General features: G+C 69.5%; 15 protein-coding genes. 14 read left to right on the top strand and 1 reads right to left on the bottom strand.

Translation table 11 applies throughout. From position 1 onward, the window contains the following. Positions 1–199 precede the first annotated feature (199 nt). The 14 genes from AB0J12_RS31560 (at position 200) to nuoN (ending at position 16,332) form a co-directional block, all read left to right on the top strand. On the top strand, positions 200–559 hold the full coding sequence (locus AB0J12_RS31560; protein WP_003992243.1) for an NADH-quinone oxidoreductase subunit A: 360 nt from the start codon (positions 200–202) through the stop codon (positions 557–559). A 14-nt stretch (positions 560–573) separates the two neighbouring features. Then, a complete protein-coding gene (locus AB0J12_RS31555) occupies positions 574–1,128 on the top strand; it encodes an NADH-quinone oxidoreductase subunit B (protein WP_018528252.1) in 555 nt (184 codons plus the stop codon). Positions 1,129–1,238: 110 nt separating this feature from the next. Beyond that, positions 1,239–1,955: an NADH-quinone oxidoreductase subunit C gene (locus AB0J12_RS31550; protein WP_363268040.1), complete on the top strand. Its 717-nt coding sequence runs from the start codon at positions 1,239–1,241 to the stop codon at positions 1,953–1,955. Next, the gene (locus AB0J12_RS31545) at positions 1,952–3,292 is read left to right on the top strand and encodes an NADH-quinone oxidoreductase subunit D (RefSeq protein ID WP_363267983.1); all 1,341 of its coding nucleotides are present in this window, start codon (positions 1,952–1,954) and stop codon (positions 3,290–3,292) included. Before AB0J12_RS31550 ends, AB0J12_RS31545 begins: the two co-directional genes overlap by 4 nt. Next, positions 3,289–4,152, top strand: a complete 864-nt coding sequence (gene nuoE, locus AB0J12_RS31540; protein ID WP_363267982.1) for an NADH-quinone oxidoreductase subunit NuoE — start codon at positions 3,289–3,291, stop codon at positions 4,150–4,152. Before AB0J12_RS31545 ends, nuoE begins: the two co-directional genes overlap by 4 nt. Then, positions 4,149–5,498, top strand: coding sequence for an NADH-quinone oxidoreductase subunit NuoF (gene nuoF / locus AB0J12_RS31535; RefSeq protein WP_363267980.1), 1,350 nt, complete (start codon positions 4,149–4,151; stop codon positions 5,496–5,498). The genes nuoE and nuoF overlap by 4 nt, the downstream gene beginning before the upstream one ends. After that, a complete protein-coding gene (locus AB0J12_RS31530; protein ID WP_363267978.1) occupies positions 5,495–7,999 on the top strand; it encodes an NADH-quinone oxidoreductase subunit G in 2,505 nt (834 codons plus the stop codon). Before nuoF ends, AB0J12_RS31530 begins: the two co-directional genes overlap by 4 nt. Then, positions 7,996–9,360 carry an NADH-quinone oxidoreductase subunit NuoH gene (nuoH, locus tag AB0J12_RS31525; RefSeq protein WP_363267976.1) on the top strand — a complete coding sequence of 455 codons (1,365 nt, stop codon included), beginning with the start codon at positions 7,996–7,998 and terminating at the stop codon, positions 9,358–9,360. Before AB0J12_RS31530 ends, nuoH begins: the two co-directional genes overlap by 4 nt. Next, positions 9,353–9,994: an NADH-quinone oxidoreductase subunit NuoI gene (gene nuoI, locus AB0J12_RS31520; RefSeq protein ID WP_363267975.1), complete on the top strand. Its 642-nt coding sequence runs from the start codon at positions 9,353–9,355 to the stop codon at positions 9,992–9,994. Before nuoH ends, nuoI begins: the two co-directional genes overlap by 8 nt. After that, on the top strand, positions 9,991–10,833 hold the full coding sequence (locus AB0J12_RS31515) for an NADH-quinone oxidoreductase subunit J (protein ID WP_363267974.1): 843 nt from the start codon (positions 9,991–9,993) through the stop codon (positions 10,831–10,833). Before nuoI ends, AB0J12_RS31515 begins: the two co-directional genes overlap by 4 nt. Further along, positions 10,830–11,129 (top strand): NADH-quinone oxidoreductase subunit NuoK, encoded by a 300-nt coding sequence (gene nuoK / locus AB0J12_RS31510; protein ID WP_121405432.1) that lies wholly within the window; start codon positions 10,830–10,832, stop codon positions 11,127–11,129. Before AB0J12_RS31515 ends, nuoK begins: the two co-directional genes overlap by 4 nt. A gap of 15 nt (positions 11,130–11,144) precedes the next feature. Beyond that, positions 11,145–13,109, top strand: coding sequence for an NADH-quinone oxidoreductase subunit L (gene nuoL / locus AB0J12_RS31505; protein WP_363267973.1), 1,965 nt, complete (start codon positions 11,145–11,147; stop codon positions 13,107–13,109). 5 nt (positions 13,110–13,114) lie between these two features. Beyond that, complete coding sequence (locus AB0J12_RS31500) at positions 13,115–14,686, top strand: NADH-quinone oxidoreductase subunit M (protein ID WP_363267971.1); 1,572 nt, start codon at positions 13,115–13,117, stop codon at positions 14,684–14,686. Then, complete coding sequence (nuoN, locus tag AB0J12_RS31495; RefSeq protein WP_363267970.1) at positions 14,683–16,332, top strand: NADH-quinone oxidoreductase subunit NuoN; 1,650 nt, start codon at positions 14,683–14,685, stop codon at positions 16,330–16,332. The genes AB0J12_RS31500 and nuoN overlap by 4 nt, the downstream gene beginning before the upstream one ends. A 116-nt stretch (positions 16,333–16,448) precedes the next feature. Here the strand turns inward: nuoN and AB0J12_RS31490 are convergent, their stop codons facing one another. Next, entirely contained in the window at positions 16,449–17,033 is a 585-nt protein-coding gene (locus AB0J12_RS31490) for a hypothetical protein (RefSeq protein WP_363267968.1), read from the bottom strand. Positions 17,034–17,038: the final 5 nt, after the last annotated feature.

The raw sequence follows: 17,038 nt of genomic DNA, 5'->3' as shown, positions 1-17,038 counted from the left end.
GAGATCACAAAGCTTGTGCAATACCCCGTGTCGCAGATCACAGACCGGCGGGCATAAGATGCACGCGGTTGGGCTTGTGACCTGCTTCACATGTTCCCGATCTTCGCCGGGGCGGGCGGGGTTCGTGGGGCCGGTGAGGCGGCCGTGAGGCCGACCGCAACCGCCAGCAGTCAGTGCCGACTGAGAGGAGCGAGGAGCGGTGAACGCGTATGCGCCCATCCTCGTACTGGGAGCCCTCGGGGCAGGCTTTGCGATCTTCTCCGTGGTCATGGCCACGCTGATCGGTCCGAAGCGGTACAACCGCGCCAAGCTCGAGGCCTACGAGTGCGGTATCGAGCCGACCCCCACGCCGGCCGGTGGCGGGCGCTTCCCCATCAAGTACTACCTGACGGCGATGCTCTTCATCGTCTTCGACATCGAGATCGTCTTCCTCTACCCCTGGGCCGTCACCTTCGACGCCCTGGGGATTTTCGGGCTCGTGGAGATGCTGCTCTTCGTGCTCACCGTCTTCGTCGCCTACGCCTACGTCTGGCGGCGCGGCGGCCTGGAATGGGACTGAGGGGCCTTAAAGACATGGGACTCGAAGAAAAACTTCCGAGCGGCTTCCTGCTGACCACCGTCGAACAGGCCGCGGGCTGGGTGCGCAAGTCGTCCGTGTTCCCCGCGACCTTCGGCCTCGCCTGCTGCGCCATCGAGATGATGACCACCGGCGCCGGCCGTTACGACCTGGCCCGCTTCGGCATGGAGGTCTTCCGCGGCTCGCCGCGCCAGGCGGACCTGATGATCGTCGCCGGCCGGGTCAGCCAGAAGATGGCGCCGGTCCTCCGGCAGGTCTACGACCAGATGCCGAACCCCAAGTGGGTGATCTCCATGGGCGTGTGCGCCTCCTCGGGCGGCATGTTCAACAACTACGCGATCGTCCAGGGCGTCGACCACATCGTCCCCGTCGACATCTACCTGCCCGGCTGCCCGCCGCGGCCCGAGATGCTGATGGACGCGATCCTCAAGCTCCACCAGAAGATCCAGTCCTCCAAGCTCGGCGTGAACGCCGAGGAGGCGGCCCGGGAGGCGGAGGAAGCGGCGCTCAAGGCCCTGCCCACGATCGAGATGAAGGGGCTGCTGCGGTGAGCGACGCGAACGGCACCGGAGCGAACGGTGCGAACGGCGCCGAGGGCGCCAACGGTGCGAACGGATCGAATGGTTCGAACGGCGCCAACGGATCCAACGGGTCGAACGGGGTGAACCCCGAGAAGGACCTGTCGGCCTCCAACCTTCCCGGCCAGCGCGGTGAGGGCGGCGAGGAGATCCGCGTCCAGCGCGGCATGTTCGGCGCCAACAACGGCGGCGACACCTCCGGCTACGGCGGCCTGGTCCGCTCGGTCCGCCTCCCGGGGCCGGCGAGCAGGCCGTACGGCGGCTGGTTCGACGAGGTCGCCGACGAACTCGAGGGCGCGCTCGAGGAACAGGGCCTGCTGCCCGAGAACGCCATCGAGAAGACGGTCGTCGACCGGGGCGAGCTGACGTTCCACATCGAGCGCGAGCACCTGCTCCGCGTCGCCCGCACCCTGCGCGACGACCCGGCGCTGCGCTTCGAGCTGTGCACCGGCGTCAGCGGCGTGCACTACCCGAACGACAAGGGCCGCGAGCTGCACGCCGTCTACCACCTGCGCTCGATCACCCACAACCGGCTCGTCCGGCTCGAGGTCAGCTGCCCCGACAGCGACCGGCACATCCCGTCGCTGGTCTCCGTCTATCCGACGAACGACTGGCACGAGCGCGAGACGTACGACTTCTTCGGGATCGTCTTCGACGGTCACCCGGCGCTGACGCGGATCATGATGCCGGACGACTGGCAGGGCCATCCGCAGCGCAAGGACTACCCCCTCGGCGGCATCCCCGTCGAGTACAAGGGCGCCCAGATCCCGGCTCCGGACCAGCGGAGGTCGTACTCGTGAGCAACACGCAGTCACACGCCGCGTCGGCCGCCTCGGCCCGCGAGACCACCGAGGGCACCGTCTACACGGTGACCGGTGGCGACTGGGACGAGGTCGTCCAGTCCGCCGCCAGGGCCGACGACGAGCGCATCGTCGTCAACATGGGCCCCCAGCACCCCTCCACCCACGGCGTGCTGCGCCTGATCCTGGAGATCGAGGGCGAGACGGTCACCGAGGCCCGCTGCGGCATCGGCTATCTCCACACCGGCATCGAGAAGAACCTCGAGTACCGGACCTGGACGCAGGGCACCACGTTCGTGACGCGCATGGACTACCTGACGTCCTTCTTCAACGAGACCGCCTACTGTCTCGCCGTGGAGAAGCTCCTCGGCATCGAGGACCAGATCACCGAGCGAGCCAAGATCATCCGGGTGCTCCTGATGGAGCTGAACCGGCTCTCCTCCCACCTGGTGTGCATCGCCACGGGCGGTATGGAGCTCGGCGCGACCACGATCATGATCTACGGGTTCCGTGACCGCGAGATGATCCTCGACATCTACGAGCTCATCACGGGTCTGAGGATGAACCACGCGTACATCCGCCCCGGCGGACTCGCCCAGGACCTGCCGCCCGGCGCGGTGGACCACATCCGCGAGTTCGTGAAGAAGATGAAGAAGAACCTCCCGGAGTACGACAAGCTCGCCACCGGGAACCCCGTCTTCAAGGCCCGCATGCAGGACGTCGGCTACCTCGACCTGGCCGGCTGCATGGCCCTCGGCGCGACGGGACCCATCCTGCGCGCCACCGGCCTGCCGCACGACCTGCGCAAGACACAGCCGTACTGCGACTACGAGACGTACGACTTCGACGTCCCGACCGCCGACAGCTGCGACGCCTACGGCCGCTTCCTGATCCGGCTGGAGGAGATGCGCCAGTCGCTCGGCATCGTCGAGCAGTGCCTGGACCGGCTCCAGCCCGGTCCGGTCATGGTCGCCGACAAGAAGATCGCCTGGCCCGCCCAGCTCGCCCTGGGACCGGACGGACTGGGCAACTCCCTCGACCACATCAAGAAGATCATGGGCACCTCCATGGAGGCCCTGATCCACCACTTCAAGCTGGTCACGGAGGGCTTCCGGGTACCGCCGGGACAGACGTACGCGGCGGTCGAGTCCCCCAAGGGCGAACTCGGCGTGCACGCCGTCTCCGACGGCGGCACCCGCCCCTACCGGGTCCACTTCCGCGACCCGTCGTTCACCAACCTGCAGGCCATGGCGGCGATGTGCGAAGGCGGCCAGGTCGCCGACGTCATCGTCGCCGTCGCGTCCATCGACCCCGTGATGGGAGGCGTCGACCGGTGACCACCTCTTCTTCGGAGCGAGGCGTCAGCCTGGGGATGCCCGAGCTGCCCGCGCCCGACTACCCGGACGAGGTCCGAGCCCGGCTGGAGGCGGACGCGCGCGAGATCATCGCCCGCTACCCCGACTCCCGCTCGGCGCTCCTTCCGCTGCTGCACCTGGTGCAGTCGGAGGAGGGCCACGTCACGCGCACCGGGATGCGGTTCTGCGCGGACGTGCTCGGCCTGACCACGGCCGAGGTCACCGCCGTCGTCACCTTCTACACCATGTACCGGCGCCGGCCGAGCGGCGACTACCAGGTCGGTGTGTGCACCAACACGCTGTGCGCGGTGATGGGCGGAGACGCGATCTTCGAGCAGCTCCAGGAGCACCTCGGCGTCGGCAACGGCGAGACCACCGACGACGGCAAGGTCACCCTGGAGCACATCGAGTGCAACGCGGCCTGCGACTTCGCGCCCGTCGTGATGGTCAACTGGGAGTTCTTCGACAACCAGACGCCCGACAGCGCCCGCCGTCTCGTCGACGACCTGCGCGCGGGACGCCCGGTCACGCCCACGCGCGGTGCGCCGCTGTGCACCTTCAAGGAGACCGCGCGGATTCTGGCCGGCTTCCCCGACGAGCGGCCAGGGGCCGTCGAGGCGGGCGGCAGTGCGGGACCGGCGTCGCTGGTGGGCCTCCGCCTGGCCAAGGGAGAGGCCGCACCCGCGCGCGTGGTCCATCCGCGCGGCGGTCCTCATCAGGAGCAGGACAGGGTGCACGAGCCGTCGCCGGCCGAGCACCTCAGCTCCCATGACGCGCCGCAGGACACATCGGCCTCCGACCCCTCCCACCCGGCGGGGCCCGCAGCCGAGGAGGGGGAGTGATGACCTTGGCACCCGAACTGAAGGAGAACAGCCCCGAGGAGCTGCTCGCGCCCGTGCTGTCGTCCTTCTGGGACGAGGACCGGTCCTGGTCCCTGGACGTCTACCGACGGCACGAAGGGTACGAGGGGCTCCGCAAGGCGCTCGCCATGTCGCCGGACGACCTGATCGCGTACGTCAAGGACTCCGGTCTGCGCGGGCGCGGCGGCGCGGGATTCCCGACGGGGATGAAGTGGCAGTTCATCCCGCAGGGTGATGGAAAACCGCACTATCTGGTTGTCAACGCCGACGAGTCGGAGCCCGGGACGTGCAAGGACATCCCGCTCCTCTTCGCGAACCCGCACAGCCTCATCGAGGGCATCGTGATCGCGTGCTATGCCATCCGGTCGTCGCATGCCTTCATCTATCTGCGTGGTGAAGTCGTCCCCGTTCTGCGGCGGTTGCACGAGGCCGTGCGCGAGGCCTACGAGGCCGGCTACCTCGGCGAGAACATCCTGGGCAGCGGGCTCGATCTGAACCTCACCGTGCACGCCGGCGCCGGCGCGTACATCTGCGGTGAGGAGACCGCGCTGCTGGACTCGCTCGAAGGCCGCCGGGGCCAACCGCGGCTCCGTCCCCCCTTCCCTGCTGTCGCGGGCCTGTATGCCTGCCCGACTGTTGTGAACAACGTCGAGTCGATCGCGTCGGTTCCCGCGATCCTGAATCGGGGCAAGGACTGGTTCCGGTCGATGGGAAGCGAGAAGTCCCCGGGCTTCACGCTGTACTCCCTCTCCGGTCATGTCGCCAGCCCCGGCCAGTACGAGGCGCCGCTCGGGATCACCCTGCGCCAGCTCCTCGACATGAGCGGCGGCATGCGCCCCGGGCACCGGCTGAAGTTCTGGACCCCGGGCGGCTCCTCCACGCCGATGTTCACCGACGAGCACCTCGACGTCCCCCTCGACTACGAAGGAGTGGGCGCCGCCGGTTCCATGCTCGGCACGAAGGCCCTGCAGTGCTTCGACGAGACGACCTGCGTGGTGCGCGCCGTGACCCGCTGGACGGAGTTCTACGCCCACGAGTCGTGCGGCAAGTGCACGCCCTGCCGCGAGGGCACCTACTGGCTGGTGCAGTTGCTGCGGGACATCGAGGCCGGCAAGGGCGCGATGAGCGACCTCGACAAGCTCGCCGACATCGCCGACAACATCAACGGCAAGTCGTTCTGCGCCCTCGGCGACGGTGCCGCCTCGCCGATCTTCTCCTCGCTGAAGTACTTCCGCGAGGAGTACGAGCAGCACATCACGGGCCGCGGCTGCCCCTTCGACCCGGCCAAGTCGACGGCCTGGGCCGACCGCACGGAGGTGAACGCATGACCGTGACCACCAACGCCCCGGCGGGCGGGGGAGAGGCGGCGGTCCCGCCGGAGGACCTGGTGACACTGACCATCGACGGCGCCGAGATCAGCGTGCCCAAGGGCACCCTGGTCATCCGGGCCGCCGAGCAGCTCGGCATCGAGATCCCCCGGTTCTGCGACCACCCCCTGCTCGACCCGGCCGGCGCCTGCCGCCAGTGCATCGTCGAGGTCGAGGGCCAGCGCAAGCCGATGGCGTCCTGCACGATCACCTGCACCGACGGCATGGTCGTCAAGACGCAGCTCAGCTCCCCGGTCGCCGAGAAGGCCCAGAAGGGGGTGATGGAGCTGCTGCTCATCAACCACCCGCTGGACTGCCCGGTCTGCGACAAGGGCGGCGAGTGCCCGCTGCAGAACCAGGCGATGTCGCACGGCAACGCCGAGTCCCGCTTCGAGGGCAGGAAGCGCACCTACGAGAAGCCGGTGCCGATCTCCACGCAGGTGCTGCTGGACCGCGAGCGGTGCGTGCTGTGCGCGCGCTGCACCCGCTTCTCCAACCAGATCGCCGGCGACCCGATGATCGAGCTGATCGAGCGGGGTGCGCTGCAGCAGGTCGGCACCGGTGAGGGCGACCCGTTCGAGTCGTACTTCTCCGGCAACACCATCCAGATCTGCCCGGTCGGCGCGCTCACCTCGGCGGCGTACCGGTTCCGCTCCCGCCCCTTCGACCTGATCTCCTCGCCGTCGGTGTGCGAGCACTGCTCCGGTGGCTGCGCGACGCGCACCGACCACCGGCGCGGCAAGGTCATGCGGCGGCTGGCCGGCTTCGACCCCGAGGTCAACGAGGAGTGGATCTGCGACAAGGGGCGCTTCGCCTTCCGTTACGCCCAGCAGAAGGACCGTCTCACCACGCCGCTGGTGCGCAACGCGGAGGGTGAGCTGGAGCCGGCGTCCTGGCCGGAGGCGCTGCAGATCGCCGCGCAGGGGCTGCTCGCCTCGCGTGGCCGCACCGGTGTGCTGACCGGTGGCCGGCTCACCGTCGAGGACGCCTACGCCTACAGCAAGTTCGCGCGCGTGGCGCTCGACACCAACGACATCGACTTCCGCACGCGCGTGCACAGCAGTGAGGAGGCCGACTTCCTCGCCGCCCGGGTCGCCGGCCGGGGCCGTGACCTCGACGGTACGGGCGTGACGTACACCTCCCTGGAGAAGGCGCCGGCGGTGCTGCTGGTCGGCTTCGAGTCCGAGGAGGAGGCGCCCGGTGTCTTCCTCCGGCTGCGCAAGGCCTGGCGGGGGCACGGGCAGAAGGTGTTCGCGCTGGCCACGCACGCGACCCGTGGTCTGACCAAGGCGGGCGGCACGCTGCTGCCGGCCGCTCCCGGCACCGAGACCGAATGGCTGGACGCCCTCGCGAGCGGCGCCGGACTGGAGGACGACGGGGCCCGGGCCGCCGAGGCGCTGCGCACCGCGGGCGCGGTGATCGTCGTCGGCGAGCGGCTGGCCGCGGTGGCCGGCGGGCTCACCGCCGCCGTACGGGCCGCGTCCGCGACCGGCGCCGATCTGGTGTGGATCCCGCGGCGGGCCGGGGAGCGCGGCGCGATCGAGGTCGGTGCGCTGCCGTCGCTGCTGCCGGGCGGCCGCCCGGCCACCGATCCACGCGCGCGTGAGGAGGTCGCCGCCGTCTGGGGCGTCGCCGAACTCCCGCACCGCTACGGCCGTGACGCCGGGCAGATCGTGGAGGCCGCCGCCGGCGGTGAACTCCAGGCGCTGCTGGTGGCCGGTGTGGAGGTCGCCGACCTGCCCGACCCGGCACGCGCGCGTGCCGCCCTCGACGAGGTCGGCTTCCTGGTGTCGCTGGAGCTGCGGCCCAGTGAGATCACCGAGCGCGCCGATGTCGTCCTGCCGGTCGCGGCGGTCGCCGAGAAGCCGGGCACCTTCCTCAACTGGGAGGGCCGGGTCCGCTTCTTCGAGGCCGCCCTCAAGCCCGACCACCTGACCCGCCGTATCGAGCCGACCGACGCGCGCGTGCTGCAGATGCTCGCCGACGCCATGGACGTCCACCTGGGCCTGCCCGATCTGCGCACCACCCGCGCGGAGATCGACCGGCTCGGTGCCTGGGCCGGCCCGCGCGCCACCGATCCGCTGGAGACGGCCCGACCGCTGCCGCGGCCCGCGGCCGGTGAGGCGGTGCTCGCCGGGCACCGGCTGCTGCTGGACCAGGGCGTGCTGCAGGAGGGCGACGAGGCGCTCGCCGGGACGCGGCACGCCGCCCACGCGCGCGTGTCGGCCGCCACGGCCGCCGAGGCGGGCGTCAAGGAGGGCGACCTCCTCGCCGTGACCGGCCCGGCAGGCACCACCGAACTTCCGCTCGAGGTCACCGAGATGCCCGACCGTGTCGTCTGGCTCCCGCTGAACTCCGTCGGCGGAGGCGTCGCCTCCGACACCGGGGCGCTGCCCGGCTCGCTCGTCCGCATCGGCCCGGCGACCGCCGTCGCCGACGCCCCGAAGGAGGTGGAGGCATGAGCCCGTACCTCGCCGCTGAAGACCTCTCGATGTTCGGCCGCGACCCGTGGTGGCTGGTCGTCGTCAAGGCGGTGTTCTGCTTCGCCTTCCTGATGGTGACCGTGCTGTTCTCCATCGTCTGGGAGCGCAAGGTCGTCGCGTGGATGCAGCTGCGCATCGGCCCCAACCGGCACGGCCCCTGGGGCATGCTCCAGTCGCTCGCCGACGGCATCAAGCTGATGCTCAAGGAAGACGTCATCGTCAAGCGCGCGGACAAGGTGGTCTACGTCCTCGCGCCGATCGTCGCCGCCATCCCGGCGTTCATGGCGATCGCGGTGATCCCCTTCGGCCCGGCCGGCAACGAGATCTCGATCTTCGGCCACCGCACCACGATGCAGCTCACCGACCTGCCGATCGCGATGCTCTACATCCTCGCGGTCGCCTCGGTCGGCATCTACGGCATCGTGCTCGCGGGCTGGAGCTCCGGCTCGACGTACCCGCTGCTCGGCGGTCTGCGCTCCTGCGCGCAGATGATCTCCTACGAGATCGCCATGGGTGCCGCGTTCGCCTCGGTGTTCCTGTACTCCGGATCCATGTCGACGTCGACGATCGTCGAGCAGCAGCACGACCGCTGGTACATCCTGCTGCTGCCGGTCTCGTTCATCCTCTACATCGTCACGATGGTCGGCGAGACCAACCGCGCCCCCTTCGACATGCCGGAGTCCGAGGGCGACCTGGTGGGCGGCTTCAACACCGAGTACTCGTCGATCAAGTTCGCGATGTTCATGCTCGCCGAGTACGTGAACATGGTGACGGTGTCGGCGGTGTCGACCACCCTCTTCCTCGGCGGCTGGCGCGCCCCGTGGCCCATCTCCACCTTCTGGGAGGGCGCGAACCACGGCTGGTGGCCGCTGCTCTGGTTCGTGATCAAGGTCCAGCTGCTGTTGTTCTTCTTCATCTGGCTGCGCGGCACACTGCCCCGCGTCCGCTACGACCAGCTGATGGAGCTCGGCTGGAAGGTCCTCATCCCGGTGTCGGTGGTCTGGCTGATGCTGGTCGCGACCGTGCGGGCGCTGCGCAACGAGAACTACGACTTCGCCGACATCGCCCTCTACGTCGGCGGCGCCGTCCTCGCGCTGCTGCTGCTGTCCTTCGTCGTCGACATGTTCCGCGAGAAGGCGAAGAACGACGGGACGCCCGCCGCGCCGCCGGCCGGGTTCGACCCGATGGCCGGCGGATTCCCCGTACCACCGCTGCCCGGACAGGAGCTTCCGCCGGTGCCCCGGCGCCGCTCGCGCCGCGAGCGGGAGCTGATTGTCAGTGGTGGGTCCGATACTCACAGTGACGGACCTCTGGATGGAAAGGAGGCGTCCGATGGCTGAGGAGCCCAAGGAGACCGAGCCCGGTTTCCTCAACCCGGTGGCCGGCTTCGGCGTGACCTTCAAGGCCATGTTCAAGAAGCGGCTGACCGAGCAGTACCCGGAGCAGAAGAAGACCACGGCTCCGCGGTTCCACGGACGGCACCAGCTCAACCGCCATCCGGACGGCCTGGAGAAGTGCGTCGGCTGCGAGCTGTGCGCCTGGGCCTGCCCCGCCGACGCCATCTATGTGGAGGGCGCCGACAACACCGACGAGGAGCGCTACTCGCCGGGCGAGCGGTACGGCCGCGTCTACCAGATCAACTACGCCCGCTGCATCCTGTGCGGGCTGTGCATCGAGGCGTGCCCCACGCGCGCGCTGACGATGACCAACGAGTTCGAACTGGCCGACTCCAGCCGCGCCAACCTCATCTACACCAAGGAGCAGTTGCTCGCCGGCCTCGACGAGGGCATGGTCGACGCCCCGCACGCGATCTACCCGGGGATGGACGAGCAGCACTATTACCAGGGCCTGGTCACCGAGGCCGCCCCCGGCACGGTCCGGCAGGTCGCCGTCTCCAAGGGGGAGGTCCCGCAGGAGGCCGCGTCCACCTACGGCGAGGAGGAACCGGCGTCGGAGAAGGTGATCGGGCGATGACCGCGCAGCTCGCCGCCTACTCCACCTCCACCGGAGAGGCCTTCCAGTTCTGGGTCCTCGGCACCGTCGCGGTGATCGGCGCCCTGTGCACCGTCTTCATGAAGAAGGCCGTGCACAGCGCCCTCTGCCTCGCCGGGACCATGATCGTCCTGGCGGTGTTCTACCTCGCCAACGGCGCCTACTTCCTCGGCATCGTGCAGATCGTCGTCTACACCGGCGCAATCATGATGCTGTTCCTGTTCGTGGTGATGCTGGTCGGTGTCACCGCGGCGGACTCCCTGAAGGAGACCATCAACGGCCAGCGCTGGCTGGCCCTGCTGTGCGGCCTCGGCTTCGGCATCCTGCTGTTCGCCGGCATCGGCAACGCCTCCCTGAAGGAGTTCAACGGCACCGGCCAGGCGAACGCGAACGGCAACGTGGAGGGGCTCGCGTCCCTCATCTTCACCAAGTACGTCTTCGCCTTCGAAATCACCGGCGCCCTGCTGATCACGGCCACCGTCGGAGCCATGGTGCTCACCCACCGCGAGCGCACCGAGCGCGCCAAGACCCAGCGGGAGATGTCCGAACAGCGCATCCGCGAAGGCGCGCACATCCCGCCGCTGCCGGCGCCCGGTGTGTACGCCCGGCACAACGCGGTGGACATCGCGGGCCTGCTCCCCGACGGCACACCGTCCGAGCTCACCGTCAGCAAGACGCTGCGCGAGCGCGGCCAGATCCGTGACGTGTCGACCGAGGCGCTCAACGACCTCAAGGCGCTGGAGCAGCGCGCGCAGGAGCGCCTGGAGCGTGGCGCGATCGCACCGGCGACCTTCAAGCGGACCGAGGAGGCGTCGCAGTGAACCCGGTCAACTACCTGTATCTGGCAGCACTGTTGTTCACGATCGGCGCCACCGGCGTGCTGATCCGGCGCAACGCCATCGTGGTCTTCATGTGCATCGAGCTGATGCTGAACGCCTGCAATCTCGCGTTCGTCGCCTTCTCCCGGCTGCACGGCAACCTCGACGGCCAGATCATCGCGTTCTTCACGATGGTCGTCGCGGCGGCGGAGGTCGTGGTCGGGCTCGCGATCATCGTGTCGCTGTTCCGTTCCCGCCACTCGGCCTCGGTCGACGACGCCAGCCTGATGAAGCTGTAAGGGGTCGGAAGAATCGTGGAGAACCTGATTGCGCTGCTCATCGCGGCGCCCCTGCTCGGAGCGGCCGTCCTGCTGGTAGGCGGCCGGCGCCTGGACCGCGTCGGCCACTGGATCGGCGTGGCTCTGTCGGCCGCGTCCTTCGTGTTCGGTCTCGTCCTCTTCTCCGACCTGCTGGGCAAGGACGCCGCACACCGCACCCTGACCCAGCACCTGTTCAGCTGGGTGCCCGTCGAGGGCTTCCAGGCGGACGTGGCCTTCCGCCTGGACCAGCTGTCGATGACGTTCGTCCTGCTGATCACCGGTGTCGGCTCGCTGATCCACCTGTACTCGGTCGGGTACATGGAGCACGACGAGCGCCGCCGCCGCTTCTTCGGCTACCTCAACCTGTTCCTCGCGGCGATGCTGCTGCTCGTCCTCGCCGACAACTACCTGCTGCTGTACGTCGGCTGGGAGGGCGTCGGTCTCGCCTCCTACCTGCTCATCGGTTTCTGGCAGCACAAGCCCAGCGCGGCCACCGCGGCGAAGAAGGCCTTCCTGGTCAACCGCGTCGGCGACATGGGCCTGTCGATCGCCATCATGCTGATGTTCACCACCTTCGGCACCTTCGCCTTCGGTCCCGTCCTCGGCACCCACGAGCAGCCCGGCCTGGTCGGCGGCGCCACCGAGGGCAAGCTCACCGCGATCGCGCTGATGCTGCTGCTCGCCGCCTGCGGCAAGTCCGCCCAGGTGCCGCTGCAGTCCTGGCTCGGCGACGCCATGGAGGGCCCGACCCCGGTCTCGGCCCTCATCCACGCGGCGACGATGGTGACCGCGGGCGTCTACCTCATCGTGCGCTCCGCGGCGATCTTCAACGCGGCGCCCGACGCGCAGCTCGTCGTCACCGTGGTCGGCGCGGTCACGCTGCTGTTCGGTGCGATCGTCGGTTGCGCCAAGGACGACATCAAGAAGGCGCTGGCCGGCTCGACCATGTCGCAGATCGGCTACATGGTGCTGGCCGCGGGCCTCGGCCCGATCGGCTACGTCTTCGCGATCATGCACCTGGTGACGCACGGCTTCTTCAAGGCCGGCCTCTTCCTCGGCGCCGGTTCGGTCATGCACGGCATGAACGACGAGGTCGACATGCGCCGCTACGGCGGCCTGCGCAAGTACATGCCGGTCACGTTCATCACCTTCGGCCTCGGCTACCTCGCGATCATCGGCTTCCCGGGCCTGTCCGGCTTCTTCTCCAAGGACAAGATCATCGAGGCGGCGTTCGCCAAGGGCGGCACCGAGGGCTGGATCCTCGGCGGCGCGGCCCTGCTGGGCGCGGCCATCACCGCCTTCTACATGACGCGCGTGATGCTGATGACGTTCTTCGGCGAGGAGCGCTGGCGCAACGCGCCGACGCCGTCCCCGGCCGAGCCCAGCGTGGAGCCGGCCGCCGAGACCCGCGGCGCCCACAGCGAACCGCACCCGCACGAGTCGCCGAAGGTCATGACGATCCCGATGATCGTGCTGGCCGTCGGATCGGTCTTCGGCGGTGCGTTCTTCAGCATCGGCGACCGCTTCCTGAACTGGCTGGAGCCCGTCACCGGGCACAGCGAGGGCGATTCGCCGCTCAGCGCGGCGACGGTCACCGGCGCGACCATGGTGTGCCTCGTCATCGGCGTGGCCATCGCCTGGGCGCAGTACGGCCGCAAGGCGGTCCCGGCCGTCGCCCCGCGCGGTTCGCTGCTCACCCGGGCCGCCCGCCGCGACCTGCTGCAGGACGACTTCAACCACGTCGTCCTGGTCCGCGGCGGCGAGCACCTCACGCGCTCCCTGGTGTACGTCGACCACACCCTGGTCGACGGTGTCGTCAACGGCACGGCGGCCTCGGTCGGCGGCCTGTCCGGACGGCTGCGGCGACTGCAGAACGGCTTCGCGCGGTCGTACGCGGTCTCGATGTTCGGCGGTGCGGCACTGCTCATTGCCGCGACCCTGCTGATGAGGGCGGTCTGATACCGATGTCCTTTCCTCTGCTGACAGCGACGGCGGCGCTCCCGGCCATCGGGGCGGTCGCCACGGCCGCCGTGCCGGCCGCGCGGCGCTCCGCCGCCAAATGGCTGGCGCTGCTGTTCTCGCTCGCCACGCTCGTCCTGGCCGTCGTCGTCCTGGTCCGCTTCGACCCCGACGGCGGCCGCTACCAGCTCACCGAGTCGCACGCCTGGATCAAGGACTTCGGGGTGCGCTACGAACTGGGCGTGGACGGCATCGCGGTGGCGCTGGTCGCGCTGACCGCGCTGCTGATCCCGTTCATCGTCCTTGCGGGCTGGCACGATGCCGACCCGCTGGAGACCGGCAGCCGGCGCTGGCGGCCCACGCAGGGCTTCTTCGCGCTGATCCTGGCCGTCGAGGCGATGGTGATCCTCTCCTTCGAGGCCACCGACGTCTTCCTCTTCTACATCTTCTTCGAAGCCATGCTGATCCCGATGTACTTCCTCATCGGCGGCTTCGGGGACCGTGCCCACGAGCACGGCGAGGAGGCGGCGTCCACGCAGCGGTCGTACGCGGCGGTGAAGTTCCTGCTCTACAACCTGGTCGGCGGTCTGATCATGCTGGCCGCGGTGATCGGCCTGTATGTGGTCGCCGGGAACTTCTCCCTCGCCGAGATCGCCCAGGCCCGCGCCAACGGCTCGCTGCACATGGCGACGAACACCGAACGCTGGCTGTTCCTCGGCTTCTTCTTCGCCTTCGCGGTGAAGGCGCCGCTGTGGCCGCTGCACACCTGGCTGCCCAACGCCATGCAGGAGTCCACCGCGCCGGTCGCCGTCCTGATCACGGCGGTCGTCGACAAGGTCGGCACCTTCGCGATGCTGCGCTTCTGCCTCCAGCTCTTCCCGGAGGCGTCGAAGTGGGCGACGCCGGTGATCCTCGTCCTCGCCCTGATCAGCATCATCTACGGCGCGCTGCTCGCCGTCGGCCAGCGCGACATCAAGCGCCTGATCGCCTACGCGTCGATCTCGCACTTCGGCTTCATCATCCTCGGCATCTTCGCGATGACCAGCCAGGGTCAGTCCGGCGCGACGCTGTACATGGTCAACCACGGCATCTCGACGGCCGCCCTGATGCTGGTCGCCGGCTTCCTCATCTCCCGGCGCGGTTCGCGGCTCATCGCGGACTACGGCGGTGTGCAGAAGGTCGCCCCGGTGCTCGCCGGCACCTTCCTGATCGGCGGTCTGGCGACCCTGTCGCTGCCGGGCCTGGCGCCGTTCGTCAGCGAGTTCCTCGTCCTGGTCGGCGCGTTCTCCCGCTACCCGGCCATCGGCATCATCGCCACCTTCGGCATCGTGCTGGCCGCGCTGTACACGCTGGTGCTGTACCAGCGCACGATGACCGGCCCGGTGAAGCCGGAGGTCTCCGCGATGCCCGATCTGCGGGTGCGTGAGCTGGTGGTCGTCGCCCCGCTGGTCGTCCTGCTGATCTTCCTGGGCGTCTATCCGAAGCCCGTCACGGACATCGTCAACCCGGCGGTCAAGCAGACCTTGTCCGACGTACACAAGAAGGACCCCCGGCCCGAGGTGGAGGCGGCCAAGTGAGTACAGCAGCCGTCCACAGCCTGTGGACAACCGCGGCCGACCCGATCTCCAAGATCGACGCGCCGAAGATCGAATACGGGCAATTGTCGCCCACCCTGATCGTCATCGGCGCGGCGATCGTGGGAGTCCTCATCGAGGCGTTCGTGCCGCGCAGGGCGCGCTACCACGCCCAGCTGTTCGTGTCCGTCGTCGCGCTCGCCGCCGCCTTCGCCGCCATCGTCGCGCTCGCGGCGGACGGTTACGGCACCACCAAGGCGCACATCGCCGCGATGGGCGCCATCGCCGTCGACGGGCCTGCGCTCTTCCTGCAGGGCACGATCGTGCTGGCCGCCCTGGTCGGCCTGTTCACCTTCGCCGAGCGGCGCCTGGACCCGGCGGCGCACGGCCGGCCGGTGGACTCCTTCGCCGCGCAGGCCGCGTCGGTGCCGGGCGGCGAGAGCGAGAAGGCGGCCGTGAAGGCCGGTTTCACCACCACCGAAGTCTTCCCGCTGCTGCTGTTCGCGGTCGCCGGCATGCTGGTCTTCCCGTCGGCCAACGACCTGCTGACCCTGTTCGTCGCGCTGGAAGTCTTCTCGCTCCCGCTGTACCTGCTGTGCGCCCTGGCCCGCCGCAAGCGGCTCATGTCGCAGGAGGCCGCGGTCAAGTACTTCCTGCTCGGCGCGTTCGCCTCCGCGTTCACCCTGTTCGGCATCGCCCTGCTGTACGGCTACGCGGGCTCGGTCTCGTACGGCACGATCGCCCAGGTCGTCGACGGCACGATCAGCAACGTCGACCCGGCCCTGGCGGGCACCATGGGCAACGACGCGCTGCTGCTGCTCGGCACCGCGATGATCGTGATGGGCCTGCTGTTCAAGGTCGGCGCGGTGCCCTTCCACATGTGGACGCCGGACGTCTACCAGGGAGCTCCGACCCCGGTGACCGGCTTCATGGCCGCGGCGACCAAGGTGGCGGCCTTCGGCGCGCTGCTGCGCATCCTGTACGTCGTCCTGCCGGGGATGCGCTGGGACTGGCGGCCGGTCATGTGGGGCGTCGCGATCGTCACCATGCTGGGCGGCGCGATCGTCGCCATCACCCAGACCGACATCAAGCGGCTGCTGGCGTACTCGTCGATCGCGCACGCGGGATTCATCCTCGCGGGTGTCATCGCGACCACACCGGATGGTGTCTCGTCCGTGCTGTTCTACCTGGCCGCGTACTCGTTCGTGACGATCGGCGCGTTCGCCGTGGTCACGCTGGTGCGCGACGCGGGCGGTGAGGCGACGCACCTGTCGAAGTGGGCGGGGCTCGGCCGGCGCTCGCCGCTGGTGGCGGCCGTGTTCGCGGTGTTCCTGCTGGCCTTCGCGGGCATCCCGCTCACCTCCGGCTTCGCCGGGAAGTTCGCCGTCTTCAAGGCGGCCGCCGAGGGCGGCGCGGCCCCGCTGGTCGTGATCGGTGTGATCTCGTCGGCCATCGCGGCGTTCTTCTACATCCGCGTGATCGTGCTGATGTTCTTCAGCGAGCCGCGTCCGGAGGGGCCGACGGTCGCCGTGCCGTCGCCGCTGACGATGACGGCGATCGGTGTCGGCGTCGCGGTCACGCTGGTGCTCGGTGTGGCGCCGCAGTACTTCCTGGACCTGGCGAGCCAGGCGGGCGTGTTCGTGCGCTGAGCCGTTCGTCCCGTACGGCTGTGGGGCCCCGGTTCCTTCACCAGGGAACCGGGGCCCCACGCGTTCGTGCGGACCTGGACGGCGCAGGGCGCGTGCGACGGTGAAGGGCGCGGGCGTCAGGCCTTCGGCATGTCGGAGGACGGGCAGGTCACATCGGGGTTCCACTGGGCGAACAGGCCGTTGCGGTTCGGCTTGTACAGCCAGGCGTGCAGGTCGTAGTGGCGCGGCATACCGGGGTAGTGCCCGGCCATGGGGCCCTGGAAGTCCTGGCCGAAGATCTGTGGCCGCTTGCCCTGGGCGTCGGCGGTCGGGACGACCCACTCCACCCCGACGAGCCGGCGCCCGCCGTTGCCGTCGTCCTCGTAGAGAAGACCGGCCGGCTTGGCCGGGTCCAGCGAGCCGAAGCGGGACTCGTTGAAGTAGTGGTAGCCCATCCCGCCCTGGTCGCGGGCCAGGCACATGTGCGCCCGGTAGCCGTCGGCGAGCGCGTTCGGCAGGTAGCCGTACTTCGCGGTCGCCTCGTACGTGCGGGCGAGCTGCCCCAGCAGGACCGGGTCCGGGGTCGTGGGGCCGGCGTGGGCGGGCTGCTCCTGCCCGGCAGGGTGGGGTGTCGCGGAACCGGCGTGGGCGGGCGCGGCGGCGAGGGGCAGGGAGAGGGACGCGGTCAGGGCGAGGACGGCCTTGGCGAGACGGGGGCGCATGCGGG

Source organism: Streptomyces sp. NPDC049915 (genome assembly GCF_040656475.1).
Taxonomy (GTDB): Bacteria; Actinomycetota; Actinomycetes; order Streptomycetales; family Streptomycetaceae; genus Streptomyces.
This window is presented reverse-complemented; position numbering and strand designations above follow the sequence as displayed.